At 66.0% G+C, this 16,734-nt stretch carries 12 protein-coding genes; 7 read left to right on the top strand and 5 right to left on the bottom strand.

Annotation, left to right across the window (positions count from 1 at the left end):
* Positions 1-109: 109 nt before the first annotated feature.
* The 5 genes from ACIQF4_RS17815 to ACIQF4_RS17795 are packed head-to-tail and all read left to right on the top strand — an operon-like array spanning position 110 to position 4,807.
* Positions 110-1,855 (top strand): dihydroxyacetone kinase family protein, encoded by a 1,746-nt coding sequence (locus tag ACIQF4_RS17815; protein ID WP_400516935.1) that lies wholly within the window; start codon positions 110-112, stop codon positions 1,853-1,855.
* Positions 1,852-2,322: a ribose-5-phosphate isomerase gene (locus tag ACIQF4_RS17810; protein ID WP_400516934.1), complete on the top strand. Its 471-nt coding sequence runs from the start codon at positions 1,852-1,854 to the stop codon at positions 2,320-2,322. The genes ACIQF4_RS17815 and ACIQF4_RS17810 overlap by 4 nt, the downstream gene beginning before the upstream one ends.
* The gene (locus ACIQF4_RS17805) at positions 2,306-3,136 is read left to right on the top strand and encodes a triose-phosphate isomerase family protein (protein WP_400516933.1); all 831 of its coding nucleotides are present in this window, start codon (positions 2,306-2,308) and stop codon (positions 3,134-3,136) included. Before ACIQF4_RS17810 ends, ACIQF4_RS17805 begins: the two co-directional genes overlap by 17 nt.
* Entirely contained in the window at positions 3,133-3,945 is an 813-nt protein-coding gene (locus ACIQF4_RS17800) for a sugar phosphate isomerase/epimerase family protein (protein WP_400516932.1), read from the top strand. Before ACIQF4_RS17805 ends, ACIQF4_RS17800 begins: the two co-directional genes overlap by 4 nt.
* A gap of 1 nt (position 3,946) precedes the next feature.
* Entirely contained in the window at positions 3,947-4,807 is an 861-nt protein-coding gene (locus ACIQF4_RS17795) for a phosphogluconate dehydrogenase C-terminal domain-containing protein (RefSeq protein ID WP_400516931.1), read from the top strand.
* A 366-nt stretch (positions 4,808-5,173) separates the two neighbouring features.
* Here the strand turns inward: ACIQF4_RS17795 and ACIQF4_RS17790 are convergent, their stop codons facing one another.
* From ACIQF4_RS17790 to ACIQF4_RS17770, 5 genes are all read right to left on the bottom strand, one after another.
* The gene (locus ACIQF4_RS17790) at positions 5,174-6,043 is read right to left on the bottom strand and encodes a helix-turn-helix domain-containing protein (protein ID WP_400516930.1); all 870 of its coding nucleotides are present in this window, start codon (positions 6,041-6,043) and stop codon (positions 5,174-5,176) included.
* A gap of 51 nt (positions 6,044-6,094) precedes the next feature.
* Complete coding sequence (locus tag ACIQF4_RS17785) at positions 6,095-8,443, bottom strand: beta-galactosidase (protein WP_400516929.1); 2,349 nt, start codon at positions 8,441-8,443, stop codon at positions 6,095-6,097.
* 10 nt (positions 8,444-8,453) lie between these two features.
* A complete protein-coding gene (locus tag ACIQF4_RS17780; RefSeq protein WP_400516928.1) occupies positions 8,454-9,794 on the bottom strand; it encodes a cellulase-like family protein in 1,341 nt (446 codons plus the stop codon).
* Entirely contained in the window at positions 9,791-13,117 is a 3,327-nt protein-coding gene (locus ACIQF4_RS17775) for a DUF5107 domain-containing protein (RefSeq protein WP_400516927.1), read from the bottom strand. Before ACIQF4_RS17775 ends, ACIQF4_RS17780 begins: the two co-directional genes overlap by 4 nt.
* A gap of 98 nt (positions 13,118-13,215) precedes the next feature.
* Positions 13,216-13,602 (bottom strand): hypothetical protein, encoded by a 387-nt coding sequence (locus ACIQF4_RS17770; protein WP_350004205.1) that lies wholly within the window; start codon positions 13,600-13,602, stop codon positions 13,216-13,218.
* 391 nt (positions 13,603-13,993) lie between these two features.
* On the opposite strand from ACIQF4_RS17770, the gene ACIQF4_RS17765 reads away from it, so the two are divergent.
* Both ACIQF4_RS17765 and ACIQF4_RS17760 read left to right on the top strand, forming a co-directional pair.
* On the top strand, positions 13,994-15,622 hold the full coding sequence (locus ACIQF4_RS17765) for an SLC13 family permease (RefSeq protein ID WP_400516926.1): 1,629 nt from the start codon (positions 13,994-13,996) through the stop codon (positions 15,620-15,622).
* Positions 15,623-15,775: 153 nt separating this feature from the next.
* The gene (locus ACIQF4_RS17760) at positions 15,776-16,696 is read left to right on the top strand and encodes a LysR family transcriptional regulator (protein ID WP_400516925.1); all 921 of its coding nucleotides are present in this window, start codon (positions 15,776-15,778) and stop codon (positions 16,694-16,696) included.
* Positions 16,697-16,734 lie beyond the last annotated feature (38 nt).

The following is a 16,734-nucleotide window of genomic DNA, read 5'->3' as shown; positions in this document are numbered from 1 at the left end:
GATTCGAGCCCTAACAAGACCCGGTGGCGTCCCCCTCACCTGGGGACGCCACCACCCAAGCTGCCCCACCGACACACGACTTCCCTTTAGCTAGGCCCAGGAGCTTTCCATGACCCGCCTGTTCAACCAACCCGCAGCCTTCGCTGACGAAATGATCGAAGGCTTTGTTGCCTCCCACGGCCGCTGGGTCAAGCGTGTCTCCGGCGGCGTTGTCCGCAACACCAAAAGCACACCGGACACCGTCGCGCTGGTCATCGGCGGAGGCTCCGGCCACTACCCCGCCTTCGCCGGTTTGGTGGGCCAGGGCTTGGCCCATGGTGCTGCGATGGGCAACCTGTTCGCGTCGCCCTCTGCTCAGCAGGTCTACAACGTGGCCAAGGCAGCGGATAACGGTGGCGGTGTCCTGCTGGGCTATGGCAACTACGCCGGTGACGTCCTCCACTTCAATCAGGCCCAGGACCGGCTTCGCCGGGAAGGCATTGACTGCCGCAGCATCGCCGTCACTGACGACGTTTCCTCTGCCCCGCTGGCCGAGCGCACCAAGCGCCGCGGCATCGCAGGGGACCTGACCGTCTTCAAGGTAGCTGCCGCAGCAGCTGAAGCGGGCTACTCCATGGATGCGGTGATGGACATCGCCGAACGCGCCAACGATCGTACCCGCTCCTTCGGCGTCGCGTTCACGGGCTGCACCCTCCCCGGCGCGGACCACCCGCTGTTCACGGTTCCCCAGGGACGGATGGCAGTGGGCATGGGCATCCACGGCGAACCTGGCATTGATGAGACAGACATCCCGACGGCTGATGAACTCGCCGAGCTGCTCGTGTCCAAGCTCCTCACCGAGGTCCCGGGCGGAATCACCGCTACCGGCGCACGCGTGGTCCCCATCCTCAATGGTCTGGGCAGCGTCAAGTACGAAGAGCTCTTCGTGGTTTACCGCAGGGTGGCACAACTCCTCGCCGAAGCCGGACTGGAAGCAGTAGACCCCCAGGTGGGCGAGCTGGTCACCAGCTTCGACATGGCCGGCACCTCCCTCACCCTGTTCTGGCTCGACGACGAACTCGAGACCCTCTGGAACGCCCCCGCAGACACCCCCGCCTTCCGCCGCGGCGTAGTCACAGCCGCCGCCCTGGACCCAAGCGAAGCTGCCGACCTGGCCGACGTCGCAGTCACGATCCCGGAGGCGACAGCGGACTCCCGCGCCGGAGCCGTCCACGTCCTGAAGGCACTGCGTGCGGCGAAGGCAGTGGTGGACGCGACCGCCGACGAGCTGGGCCGGATCGACGCTATTGCTGGTGACGGTGACCACGGCATCGGTATGGAACGCGGCGTCCGCGCCGCCGTCGAAGCCGCAACAGACGCCGTCGGACGCGGCGCAGGGGCCGCCACCACCCTCTACATCGCAGGCGACGCCTGGGCAGACAAGGCAGGCGGCACCTCCGGCGCCCTCTGGGGCATGGCCCTGCGGGCAATCGGCGATGCACTGGGCAACACCTACAAGCCCGACGCCAATGCTGTGGCCACCGGTGTGGCGCAGGCGGCCGCCGCCATCATGGACTTCGGCAAAGCCAAGCCCGGGGACAAAACCCTGGTGGACGTCCTGGTCCCGTTCCGCGACGCCCTCACCTCCGAGGTCGTAGCCGGAAAGTCCCTCACCGAAGCCTGGGGAACCGCAGCCATCACCGTCCAAGAAGCCGCCGATGCAACCGCCAACCTTCTCCCCCTGATGGGCCGGGCACGTCCTCATGCCGAAAAGAGCCTCGGCACCCCGGACGCGGGAGCCGTATCCATGGCACTGATCATCCGGGCCATCCACACCACCCTCGTCGAGAACACCACTATTAAGGAGAAAGCATGAGCACCAAACTGCGCCTGGTCATCGGAGCCGACGACGCCGGTTTCGACTACAAGGAAGCCCTGAAAGCGGACCTGGAAGCCAGCGAGTTGGTGGAATCAGTCCAGGATGTCGGGGTGGACGCCACCAGTCACACCCCCTACCCGTCCGTCGCCATCGCCGCAGCCGAGCTCGTCGCCGCAGGCAAGGCCGACCGGGCCCTGCTGGTCTGCGGCACCGGCCTCGGTGTCGCCATCGCGGCGAACAAGGTCCCCGGCGTCCGCGCCGTCACCGCCCACGACAGCTTCTCCGTGGAACGCTCAGTCCTGAGCAACAACGCCCAGGTCCTCACCTTCGGCCAGCGCGTCGTCGGCCTGGAGCTCGCCCGCAGGCTTGCCAGGGAATGGCTCACCTACACCTTCGACGAAACCTCCGCCTCTGCGGAAAAAGTCACCCTGATTAAGGACTACGAAGGTGTCACTTCCTGCTAAGAACCCTTTGGCCAACGCCGGAGGACCCACGCCGACGGCCATCATCGGCGTCAGCCTGAAGATGTACTTCGGCTACCAGCGCTCGGTGGACTACTGCCGGAACGTAGCGGCCATTGCTGCGGAGCACCCGGCAGTGCAGAGCGGGGACATCGAACTCTTCATCCTGCCTACCCTCCCTGTCCTTCCCGAAGCCGCCCGAGTTCTGGGCCCGGCGGGAACGGCTGTGGGAGCCCAGGACATCTTCTGGGAAGACGAGGGCGCGTTCACCGGTGAAGTCGGCGGCAAGACAGTGGCTGAACTCGGTGGCCGCTACGCCGAAGTGGGGCACGCCGAACGTCGGCGAATCTTCGGCGAGGACGACCAGATCATAGGCCTGAAGACCGCCGCCGCCTACCGCAACGGACTCACGCCTGTGCTGTGCGTCGGGGAGCTGCAGCAGGGATCGGTGGAGGAAGCCGTGGCCCGTTGCTCGGGGGAGATCGATGCCGTACTCAACCGCGCCCAGTCCCTGGGACCCACGGGACGAACCATCGTGGCCTACGAGCCGCAGTGGGCCATCGGCGCCCCGGAACCAGCGACGCCGGAATACATCAGCGCCGTCATCACCGGCCTGGACGCACACCTGCGTGCCCTGCCCGGTCAGGAGGACAGCCGCGTGATCTACGGTGGCAGCGCCGGACCCGGATTGATTACGAAGCTCGAGCCCGCCGTGGCCGGCCTGTTCCTGGGCCGCTTCGCCCACGACCCCCAGGCGCTCAAGACCATCCTTGACGAGACCGCCACGAGGTTCGCTGCAGCGGAGGTGACCGTATGACCAGCATCGGGAAAAGCAGGATTGGACTGAGCAGCTACGCGTTCTTCTGGCAGCTCTCGGACAAAGTCTCCGCGCCGCTCAGCATCCATGATGCATTGGAGCGGACCGCGGAACTCGGCGTGGACCTCTTCCAGGTCTGCGACTACGCCCCGCTGGAAACCATGACGGACTCCGAACTGGAAGCAGTCCGGGCCACCGCGGACCGGCTGGGAATCTCCCTGGAGCTCGGCACCAAGGGCATCCGACCGGAGCACCTGCGGAAATTCCTGCACATCGCCCGGATCCTGGGCTCACCCCTGCTTCGGACCATGTTCAACACCCCCGGCCACACCCCCACGAACGAGGAAGCGGTGGGGATCTTCAAAGAAGTCCTGCCCGAATTCGAGGCAGCGGAAGTGAAGATCGCGGTGGAGACCTACGAGCAGGTTCCCACCTCCCGGATCCTGGACGTGATCCGCGGCGTAGACAGCCCATACCTGGGCATCTGCAGCGACCCCGCCAACACCGTCGCGGCGCTGGAGATGCCCCGAGAGGTGATCGACGCCGTCGCACCCTACGTCCTAAATATGCACATCAAGGACTTTGCGTTCAGCCGCAAGGACGGGTGGGTCGGATTCACGTACTCCGGCGCACCGCTCGGCGAAGGCCTCCTCGACTACGACTACATGATCAGCACCATCCAGCCCCACCAAAGAAACATCAACCAGATCGTCGAACACTGGCTGCCCTGGCAGGACACCGAATTGGACACCATCCGCCTCGAAAGCCAGTGGACCCAACAAAGCCTCAATTACCTAAGGAGCAAATGAAATGTCAGCAGAAAAATTGACCGTCGCCGTCATCGGAGCCGGAGGCAAAATGGGAATGCGCGTCTCCCGCAACCTCCAGAAGAGCGCCCACACCGTCTTCTACAGCGAAAACTCCCCCGCCGGCCAGGAGCGCATCCAGGCTGAAGGCCGCGACATCACAGCCACTGACGACGCCGTCAAGGGCGCCGACGTGGTTATCCTCGCCGTCCCGGACACCGTCCTGGGCGTTGTATCCGAGGGCGTTGTCCCCCAGATGAAGGCAGGTGCCATCCTGCTCACCCTGGACCCCGCCGCCGCCTACGCCGGCCTGCTGGCGAGGCGCGACGACGTTGTCCAAGCCGTCGCCCACCCGTGCCACCCCTCGGTGTTCCTCGAGCGCACCACCAAGGAAGAATGGGCCGACACCTTCGGCGGCGAAGGCGCACCCCAGAACGTGGTTGCCGCCATCGATAATGGCACTTCCGAGGAGACCAAGGCAGCTGCTGAAGCTATCATTCGGGTCATTTATGCCCCCGTCATCGACGTCCACTGGGTCACCGTCAAGCAACTCGCCATCCTCGAGCCCACCTTGGTGGAAACCGTGGCCTGCATGATCGGCACCCTTCTCAATGAGGCGCTGCACGAGACCGTCCACACCGCCGGCGTGCCCGAGGAAGCTGCCAAGGCCATGCTGTTCGGCCACGTGCAGATCGCGCTCACCAACGCCCTGCGCGGCTCCAACCCGTTCTCGGAGGCCTGCGAAATAGCCATCCAGTACGGCAAGGACACCATCATCAAGGACGACTGGAAGAAGATCTTCGACGACTCCGAGCTGGACAGCGTCATCGCCAAGATGCTCAAGCTCGAAGCAGTGAAGCGCTAGCCACCCGATGATTAGTAGCCCAGTGCCGATTATCGCGGCGCTGGGCTACTTTTTGCTTATTGGCGTCCTAATACAGCCGGGATTAGCCGTTTAGTCGCTACCGAGTAAGGGGTTCTTTCTAAAGCGGTGTGCGGGGAGCTTGCTTGTCCACATAAGGCACACCCCAACCTGACGTCAGGCCTGCCCCACGAAAACGTCAGATTAGGGTCTAATCTAGGCATTGCGGACACGCCTCGGGAAGGCCTCAGGCCTTAACCTGACACCCAGTTCAGCCGGCCTCGAGCCACATGGCGGTGAAAACAGCTTGCCTGCGAAGCCACCGCGGAGAGACACCGAGAGAACTCACGGAAGCCACTCCCCAGCGCCTCAGCCCTTCCGGTCCGCCCGGTACGCGCTGGGGCTCACCCCGTGCAGCCGGCGGAACTGGCGGGAGAAGTAGAACTGGTCGTTCAGCCCGATTTCCCGTCCCACCTGCGCAATCGTCAGGTCTGTTGTGTCAAGCAGGAGCCTGGCCCGTGCCATCTTCAACGCCGTGTGGTGGGCCAGCACTCCCCCGCCCGTCGCCTCCCGGAACAGCTTGCTCAAATGCGACGGCGAAACACCCACCACCCTGGCCAGGTCAGGCAGGCGGATGGCACCGTCCACCCGGTCCTCGAGGAATTTCATGGCCTGCTGCAGCGGCGTCCCTTGTTCCGGGAGGCGGCGGTCCACCGCCAGGGTGGCCAGCAGCTTCCAGGCCATCCCGGCCGTGGCCACCAGGCGGGCCGGCGACTGGTCCTGCTCCAGGGCAGTAATGATCTCGTCCAGCATGGCGGTCAGCCGGTCCACCGCCACCAGCGGGATGATGGGCCGGCCGGTGCGCGCCCCCGATTCTTCAACGAGTTCGGCAACATCGGACCCGCGGACGTGGCACCACCAGATGGTCCAGGGATCCTCAGCAGAGGCACCGTAGGCATGCGCCTCACCGGTGTTGCCGGGAAGTACGACGGCGGTTGCCTTGCCGACGTCGTAACGCGCACCCCCGGTTTCCACCCACCCCGCGCCCGCGACGCAGAGGATGACGATGGTTTCCTCCGCGCCCTGGGGACGGTACCGTCCATGTTCCCCGGCGGCGGGAAAAACGCCGCCGTCGGTGACCACCAGCCGCCGCGTGACGGGACGTTTCAGCGCGTCACGGACCAGGGGCCGGGGAACCACCACCAGGCGCTGGTTGGGAAACCCCGTTGCCCGCTCCACCCCGCACTCCCTCCGCCACGAAGTGTCCATGCTATGGCACAACGCGGCAGCTCAGGCGGGCTCTTCCGACCACCCGGTCCACTGGAGGAGCTCAAGCTTGTCCAGCGAAACCAGGTCACCGGCAACCGCGTCCCGCCGGCACTGCGCCCCGGCCGGCAGTCCAACCTGCGCATCCTTGGCGAGCGGCAGGATCTGGAGCCGGACGTCCGAGCCCGGGCGTATCCCGGCGTCGTTGGTTTCGATAATCCAAGGGGAACCGTCCCAGAACCTGTCCCCCACTACCGTCCCGTCAACTACCAGGCGGGCCACGTCCCCGGCCCAGGCAACCTCCAGTTCCGTATGCTCCCCGGACAGTACCTCCGCCCCCAGGTCCACCGCATAAACGGCTGCCAGCTCATCGATGGATGAGCCGGTGGGCGCGGCAGCACGGCCGGCGAGCGAACCGAAGGACGCCGGGACCGGCTTCGCGGCGCGGATCCGCTCGGCAGGCAGCGTCCAGCGAAGGGGTTCAGGTTTCAAGCTGCCGGTGCGCACGTCCTCGAACCGTCCGGCCGCAGTGGAGTAGCGCCGGACAGCGGGTTCCCCCTGCGACCTGCCGGCCAGGCGGCCGTCCGCACCAACCCAGAGCGGGTCTGCGGACAGGACCAGCTGGCGCCCGTGCGGTGTCTCCAAAGCCCACGCCTGGTCAGCCAGGTGGGCTGGCAAAACCAGGATGGCCACGGAGCCTTCGGGTAAGCTCGCCGTCAGGGTCACCGGGTGGGCCGCATCGATGGCGTACACGTTGCCATCGAGCGCGGCTGCCGGACCATCCAGAACGGTTCCTTCCTGCAGGCACAGCTGCGGCACTATCCCTTCCTCGGCAGCGAGGACCAGCGTGGGCGCACCGTCCGGGTCCAGCAGTGTAAAGGCCGACGCCGTTGCCCAGCAAAGGCGGACACCTGCCACTTCCAGATTAACGGGCCAGCGCGCGATGGTTCCGGCAGGAATGGTGAGGCCCCTGCGCGGAAAAATGAGTGTTTCCCCGTCCAGGAGGAGCCTGAACTGGGCTTCCGGGTAGTCCGGCACGGGGATGTGGGGCTGGTGCCAGCTGACGAACAGGAAGCCGGACCGGCCGTCCGAGCGCACGGCCCAGCGGAGCGTAGCCACGTCATCAATGCCGGAAGGAAGCGTGTCCGGCAGGGTGGACGGCATCGGGGCGAGCCGGGCACCGAAGGCCGCCAGGAACGCGTGCTGCTTCCGCAGTTCGGCGAAGCCCGGTGCCAGCCTTCCGGCCGCACCAATGGGGGCGTGGAAGTCATAGTCAAACACCGGAAGATCGTTGGGGTAGCCCGTTGCCTGGGACTCCTGCAGCCCGCCCGGCGGATTCGTTCCGCCCGTGAACATGTAATAGCCCTGCCATCCGGAGCCGCTGCCAATCTTGTTGTTGGCTGCCGCGGCAACATCCTTGCCGCTGGGCCATGGCCGCCGCTGGTAGGCCGTTGCCATGCCGCCGGTGAGTTCGCACGTTGCCGGCGGATAGAGCGTGGACGGGGAACGGGACGGTGCCGCGCCGCTACCCGAAAAGTGTTCACGCAGGTCCGCACCGATCCCAGGGTCATCCCACTCGTGGCTGAAGAAGTAATGCTCCCGGAAGGTGGGGTCCCACGGGGCGTCGGCATCAACCCAGAAACCGTCCCCGTAGCCACCGAAGACAGGCATGACGTCATCCTCCGGGATGTCGGCGGCGCCCCAGGCCGTGGCCGTCCAAATTGGTGCGCTCAGCCCTGCTGCCCTGGCCAGCTTCTTGAGCTCCGTGATGTGCCGGGGCTGGTCGTACAGCTCATTTTCCAGCTGGATGCCAATAACGTTGCTGTCCGGGCCGGTGAGGCCGTCCAGTTCCCTGCCGATGCGGTTAAACCAGCGCTCCACCATGGCCAGGTAGGCGGGGTCATTGGTCCGGTGCGCCACCGGCGCTGCCTGCACCCAGTCCGGGAAGCCGCCGTTGCGGACCTCGCCGTGGCACCATGGGCCTAGCCGCAGCACCACGTCCAGGCCAACGTCAGCGCAGAGCCGGACGAACGCGGCAACGTCCAGGTTGCCGTCAAAGCGGGCCTCGCCTTCGGCCGGCTGGTGATGGATCCAGAAGACGTAGCACGCAACCACGGTGATCCCGCCGGCCTTCATCAGCCGCAGCCGCTCTTCCCAGCGGGACCGGGGCAGGCGGCTGTAGTGCAGCTCTCCGGAGACCGGCACCGCCGGAACGCCGTCGTGTTCCATGTACTGGCTGGTGAGCCGCCACCTTTTGTGGCGGTCCTCTGAGTTGCTCATGGGCGGGAACTGCAATGCCAGTTCGCGCGGCCGGTGCGCGGCGCTGAGCATCCCGGCGCTGAGCGTCCCAACGGTCCCTTGTTGGTTCTGCATGGAGGTTCCTTCAGCTTGTGGGGGCGGTAAGGATGCGGCGGTTCATGCGGAGTTGCCACGCTTCGTCAGCCCACATCGGGTGGTGCGGCGCCGCGTTTGAACACAGCACCATCCCCCAGACCCCATGGTCGAGCGCTGCCCCGATGCCGCGTTCGGCGAGGTCGCGCCCGATCGGTCCCTCCTCGAACGTGCCGTGAAGGGGCGTGTAACCGATCCATCCTTCACCGACGACGGCGGGGACGTCCTTCCAGCGCGCCCAGGCGGCGATGGCAATGACACGGGACTCGATTTCCCGCCGCATGACCTCCCTGAACTCACCAAACCTGTTGTACAGCCAGGCATCCCACGCTTCCGGATCGATCCAGTCGTACCCGTAGAACATCTGGTCCGTGACAACTGTTGCCCGGTATTTCCACTCGGCCAGCCGTCCGTACTCTGCCACAGAGGGTGCCCCGGGCCGCAGCAGGGCGGCAAGGTCAGGGTTGGGAAAGGCGGGGTTGGGAAAGCCGGCGGTACCCTCGGACCTGATGTCGATTTGCTGCTGGAGGGCATCCAGCACGCCGTAGCTGTAGACGTGGAACTGGGCTGCTCCCAGCCCGTCCGGAACTGTGTGCATGGCCAGGTGCGGAGGTTTGCCATAGCTCGCCGTGACCAGAAGGTCGGGATGGAGTTCCCGCAGGCGCTCCAGTTCCCTGGTGCCGCCCTCCGCGAGCGCGGGCAGGATAGAGAAGTCCACCTCGTTGTGCAGCTCCACCATGGCGATCCGGTCCCGGTGGCCCGCAGTTGTCAGCGCACCGATGAGCCGGTCCCACGAATCCGCAAGGACCCGGTACCTGTCCTGGAGCGGGACGCCGTCGATCGCCTCGAACCATCGCGGGGAACGGGCGAAGGCCGGTGACTGCTGGTACTCCCAGCTGGCGAGGATGACAACCAGGCCGTGGCGGGCGGCGGCGTCGAAGAGTTCCAGCAGCCGCTCGCGCAGATTGAGGCGGTAGCCGCCGGGAGCGTCGTACCAGCGCGTGCCGCGGCCGTAGAAGCCGCCGTCCGGCGCGGTTCCGAGCCCCTCGATCTCCAGGTCAGCGGCCAAGTCATCGGGGCCGAGCGCGCCGAAGAGGAGCAGCGGGGCGGCGCAGATGCGGACGGTGTTGTATCCCAGCTGCGCGGCCTTGGCACAGGCAGCGTCCAGGTCCGCGTACGGCCCGCCTTCTTCCGCCCGCGTGTACCAGGAGAAGTCCCAGAGGGTGATGGTCAGGCGGGAGGGAAGGTGCGACGGCGGCACGCCCGTCAGGGATGCAGCGTCAGGATCGCGCTCCATGGTTCCGGATCCGAGGTATCTCGGTGCGTCGGTCAAGAGTTTGCCTTTTCTTTGAGGTGGGAGCGGCCCTCTGCGGCCAGGGCGCGCAGGAGTGCGGCTGTTTCGAGGCGGGCTCCGGCCGTGTCAGTGTCGAAGAGCAGGAGTTCGGGCAGGGATGTTGCAAAGTAGTCAGGCAGCGCGGGGGCGGTCTCCAGTTCATCGGCTCGGGCCTCGAGCTGCCGCCAGATCCGTTCAGCGTCAGCGTGCCTTTCCATCCTGCTGCAGGCAATGCCTTTCCAGTAGTCAGCGGGTCCTGCTGAAGGAGGATCGACAGCAAGCGGCGAGCCTTCACGGCAGGCCTGCTTCCAGGCCTCGGTTGCCGCTTCAGTATCCCCTGCGCCGTTGAGGGCGTCCCCCAATGCCACCAGACGCTCGGCCAGGCTCCCGGCAGGGTGCCGCCCTTCGCCCAGGTTCGCCGGCGCCTCCATGCCTTCGCGCAGCAGGGCGATAGCCGCCGTCGGACTCTGCTCGGTGAGCGCGCGCGCAACCTCCACCGACGCCCGGTCATAGGCAGCCAGGGCCAGTCCTTCACCTCCCTCAAACGGCTGGAAGTTGCGCTTGGTTATGATGCCCAGGGCTTGGTCCGCCCGGCCGGCGTCAATCAGCAGGTTGGCATAGAGAACGGTTAGGTCGTCGCGCCGGAACACAGCGGAGCCGTGCCTTTCCAGGTCGTCGAGGCGCTCCTTGACTGGCACGCCCCGGAGGCCGGCCAGGACGGCACGCTCGAACACCAGCCGGGCATCATCCGGACCCAGCTCCAGCGCACGCTCAAAGAAGGAGTCCGCAGCTGCCGCCTCCCCGCCAGTGTTCACGTGGACGATCGCCGCGTTCCGCCAGACCACGGGGTCCTCCGACCCGTTGGCCATGGAGGCCTCCAGGTGGGTCAGCGCTTCAGGGGTGCGCCCCGCATCCAACAGCCAGCATCCCAGCAGTCCGTGCGCCACCGCGTCCCTGGGATGAGCCTGGAGCGCGCGCTGCAACGCGTCATAGTGGTCCAGTCCAGAAGGGAAGGCATAGGTGGTGTCGCTCCGCCGGGCAGCTGAGCGTTCCTGCGACGCCGCTTCCGGGTCCAACAGTTCGTCCAGCCAGCCGGCCCGCAGGTAGCGGCGAAGGGGCTCCGGGTTGCCGAACCCCTTGTCGCCGGACCGGGCCGGCTGCTCCGTCAGGTCCAGGGCAAGCTGCCACTGGCCCGCGGCAGCCAGCCAGCAGGCCACGGCCAGCGGTGTCTTGGGGTCCGAAACGTCAAGGGAGCCGTCCAGCGCATGGGCCACCGGGTCCAGCGGGTCGGCCTTGAGGATGCCCTGAAGCAGACGCGAGGCCTCGCCCCGGCGCCCCGCCCGGCTTAGTGCAAGGCAGAGCAGGTGCTTGGCCGCAGGGCTGGCCGGGTCCAGGCCCAGCGCCTCCTCAGCCTGCCGGAGGGCTTCGGCCGGCTGCCCCGACCGGAGGGCCAGGCGCGCCAGCGCAAGACGGGCCGGATGCGCCCAGGCCCTGTCCCAGGCGGCCTTCGCAAAATGTTCGGCGGCCTCCTCCGGTTGCCCGCTGCGCTCCAGCACCAGGCCGAGCCGGTAGCTGGCCTCGCCGCTGGGCGGATTCAGGTTGCGGCGGGTCAGCCGGGCCAGCGCGTTTTCCAGCAGCCTCCGCGCCTCCACATACTGGCCGGTGGCGTATTTCGCTGCACCCAGCGCGATCGATGCGCGTGAATCCTGCGGATCCCGCCGGAGCATCTCCTCGAAATAGGGCAGGGGCGACCTGGTGGGGTGCCGGTTCTGGGCCAGGTGTGTGCCGGTGACGTAGAGCTCATCCTGGCTTTCGATTTCCGCCGGCCGGCCAGGTTCGGTAGCCACCCACGGCTCCTCCGGGCCATCTCCGGACGGGGCATCACCGGACAAGATATCGCCGGACCGGGGCGGGGACCATGACAACACCTCCGCTCCCGCATCAAGGACCCGGAGCGTGAGGTCAGCAGCCGCAACCGGGCCGTCAAGGCCGCACACTTCCGTGAAGGGGTGGGCCGGGGAGATCCGGGCGTTCCAGGAGCGGATGGCCCGCCCCTGGTCCTGAAGCACCACCGTGGCATTGGCCCGGTCCGCCGTGCTGGAGACCCCCACTGTGGCGTTGCGCCCGGCGTCGTCCAGCTGGAGCGAGACGGCGACGTCGAGGTTCGCCTGGTGCGCCGGGCCCATCTTGCGGATCGGGTACCAAAATTCGCTGAAGGTGCGCGTCTCGCCGGGGGCGAGGTAGCTGAAGTCGGGCTGGTTGTCCGTAAAGACGCCGGACATCAGCTCAACGTAAGGGCCGTCGTCGTCCGTTAAGTGCGCGTCCCATGCCTTGCCCACCGGACCGTTGCCCCACGTCCACTGCTTCTTGCCCGGGGAAATGCCGCGGTCCGCCCAGTGGACGAACCCGGCACCCGCCGCATGGTCGTAGCCGCCGAAGAAGCTGTCTTTGGTGTCGGTGACCATGTAGGACGTGGGGATGGGGATGTTGGCACAGAAGTCGATGCGGTCCGCCTCCGGACTGCCCTCCCCTGCCAGGGCGGGATAGTCCACGCCGTAGTAGGGGCGGTCCGCGCGGGGGAAAGCCGTGATGGCCCGGCGGGCATGGTCCGCCACGTAGCGGACATCGGCCGGGAAGAACGACTGGTACTTTTCGTGGACGCGGGCCGCGGCGTTCGCCCACCAGAGGAAGGTCTGCGGCACGTCCGTGCAGTTGTAGAGCCGCGCCTCCACCTCGATCAGCGAACTGCCCGGGCGGAGCCGGACACCGTGGGTCCCACGCATCCGCTGCAGCGGGTCGAGGTCGCTGTGCCACACCACCACCGCCCCATCAGCGCCGCGTTCGATGGATGTTTCCACGGGAAGGAACGTCGCCGGGCGGTGGTGCTGGGGCCAGTTGAACTCCACGCCACCTGAGATCCAGGGCCCCGCAAGGCCCACCAGCCCCGGCTTGATCACGTTGTTCCGGTAGAAGAAGTCGTACCCGGCCGTCTTGTCGAAGCCGATGTGGATGCGGCCTCCGATTTCCGGCAGCAGCATGAGCCTCAGGTATTCGTTCTCCAGATGGGTTGCCTGCCAAAGCCGGGGTTCCTTCGAGCCGGCGATGCTGTCAATGAACGGCATGGGGTAGACCTTGCCGCTGGACCCCTGGTACACGCGGCGGTCCAGGAACATCGGGTACCGGTCCGGCACGCCGGGAGCGTAGGTGTCGATGGAGACCGGCTCGCTCCAGCAGGCAACACCTCCGGCCTCCAGGACAGCCCGCTGGTCCGGCGGCGCATCGGGCAGATGAATCTGGCTCTTGAAGTGGTTGGCGTCCGTCACCACTTCAGGCTATGGACAAACGCCGCGGCTGCCCATGGCAGAAAAGTGCAACTATATGGACGATCTTCTTCGAGTGCCCACCGGGATCATGTGACGGTTCAGTGCGCCAGCCGCTGCCCGTCAGCCATGGCAGGCATGGAGACCACTGGCATGGAACCGGTGAGAACCTCGATGACGGCCATCTGGCCCGTGGAGTCCGGGACACCCGGGAACTGGACCTGCGGATCCGCGGCCACTACCGGCGGGGTGCTTTCGGAGCGCATGCGGACAAGCGCGACGGCGGAGATGAGGAACCAGGCCACGTTCGTCACCACGGAAGGCCAGGCCCCGTGGAAGGTGCCGTTGATGATGAAGGCGACGGCGCCCACAAGATTCGCGGTCTGGAAGCCTTTGCCGGCCTTCAGCCAGCCCATGGAAACGGCCAGGTATGCACTGAGAATTGCAGCCGCGCCGGCCCAGCCGGCGGTTTCCCACAGCAGTTCCATGGGGTCCTTTCAAGGTGCTGCCCGCGCAGAAGTATTCGGGCAGGGTCTTTGACAGTGGTGAAAAGGGTTTGGTTTCGCCGGATGCCACTGCTCAAATGAACGGACATCATCCAGCACTGCGTTGACTCGAGCCCTGTTCGGGCGAGGACCTCATGCCGGCCGGCGGCACAATCATACCCTGCAAAAAGGGGGCGTTTTACGCAGCCTTCGCGCCGTCAAAAGTCTGGACAAGTTCCCGGCCTCGCACAGGCAGCTGCAGGGATCCAGCTGAAGTACGCCGGGCCGGCGCCTTCATTGGTTTTCCCTATCGGCGTAGTAGGGAACTCATCTTGGACGTGACCGCGGTCACGGATGCACAGTGGGTTCAAACCCTTACGACGAAAGGACGACGATGTCCGGCAACCTAACTGCATCCACGGCAGCCAGCCCTGCGGCCCCACGGACGGATGTCCGCGCAGCCCTGCTGGGCGGCAAGATGTTCAAGAGCCTGAGCGAGCAAAAGCTGTCTCCACGGGAGGAAAAGTTCGAGCGTGCCCGGCAGACCCTCGGATTCTTTCTGGCGCCGGCAGTTTCAATCATCTTCGCGCTTCTCCCCACCGGCATGGAACAGACCCAACAACTGCTCGCAGCCGTCCTGCTGGGCGTCATCATCCTTTGGATCTGCGAACCGGTTCCCATCCCGGTGGGCGGGCTCATCGGCGTCGCGGCGATCGTCCTGCTCGGGGTGGCACCAGCCAGTGACGTGCTGAGGCCCTTCGGCTCCACAACCATCTTCACGTTTATCGGCGCCTTCATCCTCGCCGCAGCCATGCTCAAGCATGGCATAGCCCAACGGCTCGCCTTCGCTGTCCTGTCGATTCCCGGCGTCGCCAAGTCCACCTACCGCGTCATCGTCGCCTTCGGGTTGATCACGTGCATCCTGTCCGCATTCGTCTCCAACACCGCCACGGTTGCCATGCTGATGCCCACCGCCCTGGGCATCCTGGCCGTCATAGCAAAACTGATGCAGGACCGTGGTGTGGTCAAGGCCGACTTCGACCCGCTGCGCCTTCGGGTGGGGGCAGCGCTGATGCTGATGCTCGCCTATGGCGCCAGCGTCGGTGGCCTCCTAACGCCCGTCGGCTCACCTCCGAACCTGATCGGCCGCGGCCTTATCGAGGAAGCAACCGGAATCCAGATTTCCTTCGTCCAGTGGACTGCCACTGTCGCACCCATCTGCGCAGCCATGTTCGTGGTGCTGGCACTGACCATGTTCCTGCTCAACAAACCGGAAATCCGCCGGATCGAAGGCGTGGACGAGTTCATCCGGGAGCAAAAAGCGCAGCAGGGAAAGATGTCCCGGGCCGAGGTCAACACGCTTATCGCTTTCGGCCTGACCGTCACGCTGTGGCTGCTCCCGGCCTTCGCAAGCCTCATCGCCGGCCCGGACTCGGAAATGTACACGCTGCTGGATGACCGCCTGGACGAAGGCATCGTTGCCGTCATCGGCGCTTCCCTGCTGTTCATCCTCCCCACCAACTGGAAGGAACGCCGCGCTACCTTGACCTGGGGGGACGCCGCCAAAATCGACTGGGGAACCATCATCCTTTTTGGTACGGGCATCATCTTCGGGGCCCTTCTCTCCTCCACCGGCCTGGCAGAAACGATCGGAAACGCTGCGGCAGCAAACCTCGGCGTCACCAATATCGTGGCGATCACCGCATTCTCGGCGATTCTGGCCATCCTCATCTCGGAGACAACCAGCAACACCGCGTCCGCCGCCGTCGTGGTGCCAATCGTCATCCCGCTGTGCGTTGCCATGGGCGTGGACCCCCTTGTTCCCGCCCTGGCTGCGACCTTCGCCGCATCGTTCGGGTTCATGTTGCCGGTCTCCACGCCTCAAAACGCCATAGTCTACGGCTCAGGCACCGTTCCCATCACCCGCATGGTCCGCACCGGATTCGCCTTCGACATCCTGGGCGCCATCCTTATCATCAGCATCGTCCCGGTGATGGTGGGCGTTGTCGGCCTAGGCGGCTGACCCGAGTCCGGCCAGCCAGGCCCACGTCACGCCACGCGCGGCTTGGACCTGGCTGGTTGCTGCGTGGAAAGCTTTACAACTACAGCGCCTGACAGGCGTAGGCCACCCGGCGGTTTCCGCAAGCCTGGGGCCCGAACCGCTGAAGGAGCCGGCGTGGATACACGAAAGCTGAAATACTTCCTCGCCGTGGTTGATCACGACGGCTTCAACAGGGCAGCCGAACATCTGCTGATCGCGCAGCCATCGCTGTCCCAGACGATTGCCGGCCTGGAAAAGGAGCTGGGCGTCCCCCTGTTCCACCGCGTCGGCCGCCGGGCCGTACTCAGCGAGGCCGGCAAGGAACTGGTGGGCCCGGCCAGGTTGGTGATGCGGGACCTCGATGCTGCACAATCGGCAGTACAGGCCCTTCGGGGCATCCGCAGCGGGCGCCTGGACATCATCACCATGCCCTCGCCCGGCATCGAACCACTGACATCGATGATCGCGGGCTTCACCGAGCTGCACCCTTCGGTCCGGCTGAATGTCAGTGCCGCGTTTACGCCTGAGGAAGTCATCGAGTCGGTCCGGTCCGGCAGTACGGAGATCGGCCTGGCCGGCTCACCGACGCCCGTGCGCGTGCCGGGAGTCCAGGTCCTTGAGCTGGAGCGCCAACCCCTGATCCTCATCGTCAATCCCCAGGCAGACACCTTCACCTCCGGCGAGGCCATCCAGCGGGAGGACCTGGGCGGACACCGGCTGATTGCCAGCCAGCGCGGATCCCTGATGCGCTGGCTGGTTGACGATGCACTGGCACACGGCGTAAAAACTGAAATCGTGGTGGAGGTCGCGCACCGCACCTCCATCCTGCCGTTGGTTCTCGCCGGGGTGGGCCACGCCGTCATGCCCTCCTCCTGGGCTCCCCTTGCCCATAAGTCCGGGCTCAGGACGCTGCTGATCGAACCGGTCTCCCACTTGGACGTGGCGATCCTCAGCCGCAAGGAGGACCTGACGCCGGCGGCCCGGGCTTTCCTTGCCGTGGCACAGCGCCACGCCTCCCCAAGTCCGAAAAGTGAAACAACCTCTCCCGATCGATAGGCCAGGCCTATCTGCCTTATCGAAACCTGGTCTTGGAC

Origin of the sequence: Pseudarthrobacter sp. NPDC092202 (assembly GCF_044755505.1) — a bacterium.
Taxonomy (GTDB): domain Bacteria; phylum Actinomycetota; class Actinomycetes; order Actinomycetales; family Micrococcaceae; genus Arthrobacter.
Note: the sequence above shows the minus strand (reverse complement) of the source record. Positions and strands in the feature narration are given on the sequence as shown.

Bases quoted from the DNA above. Each gene is read 5' to 3' on its own strand.
- ACIQF4_RS17810 (WP_400516934.1), top strand. From the start codon at position 1,852: ATGAGCACCAAACTGCGCCTGGTCATCGGAGCCGACGACGCCGGTTTC.
- ACIQF4_RS17795 (WP_400516931.1), top strand. From the start codon at position 3,947: ATGTCAGCAGAAAAATTGACCGTCGCCGTCATCGGAGCCGGAGGCAAA.
- ACIQF4_RS17785 (WP_400516929.1), bottom strand. From the start codon at position 8,443: ATGCAGAACCAACAAGGGACCGTTGGGACGCTCAGCGCCGGGATGCTC.
- ACIQF4_RS17765 (WP_400516926.1), top strand. From the start codon at position 13,994: ATGTCCGGCAACCTAACTGCATCCACGGCAGCCAGCCCTGCGGCCCCA.
- ACIQF4_RS17815 (WP_400516935.1), top strand. From the start codon at position 110: ATGACCCGCCTGTTCAACCAACCCGCAGCCTTCGCTGACGAAATGATC.
- ACIQF4_RS17770 (WP_350004205.1), bottom strand. From the start codon at position 13,602: ATGGAACTGCTGTGGGAAACCGCCGGCTGGGCCGGCGCGGCTGCAATT.
- ACIQF4_RS17800 (WP_400516932.1), top strand. From the start codon at position 3,133: ATGACCAGCATCGGGAAAAGCAGGATTGGACTGAGCAGCTACGCGTTC.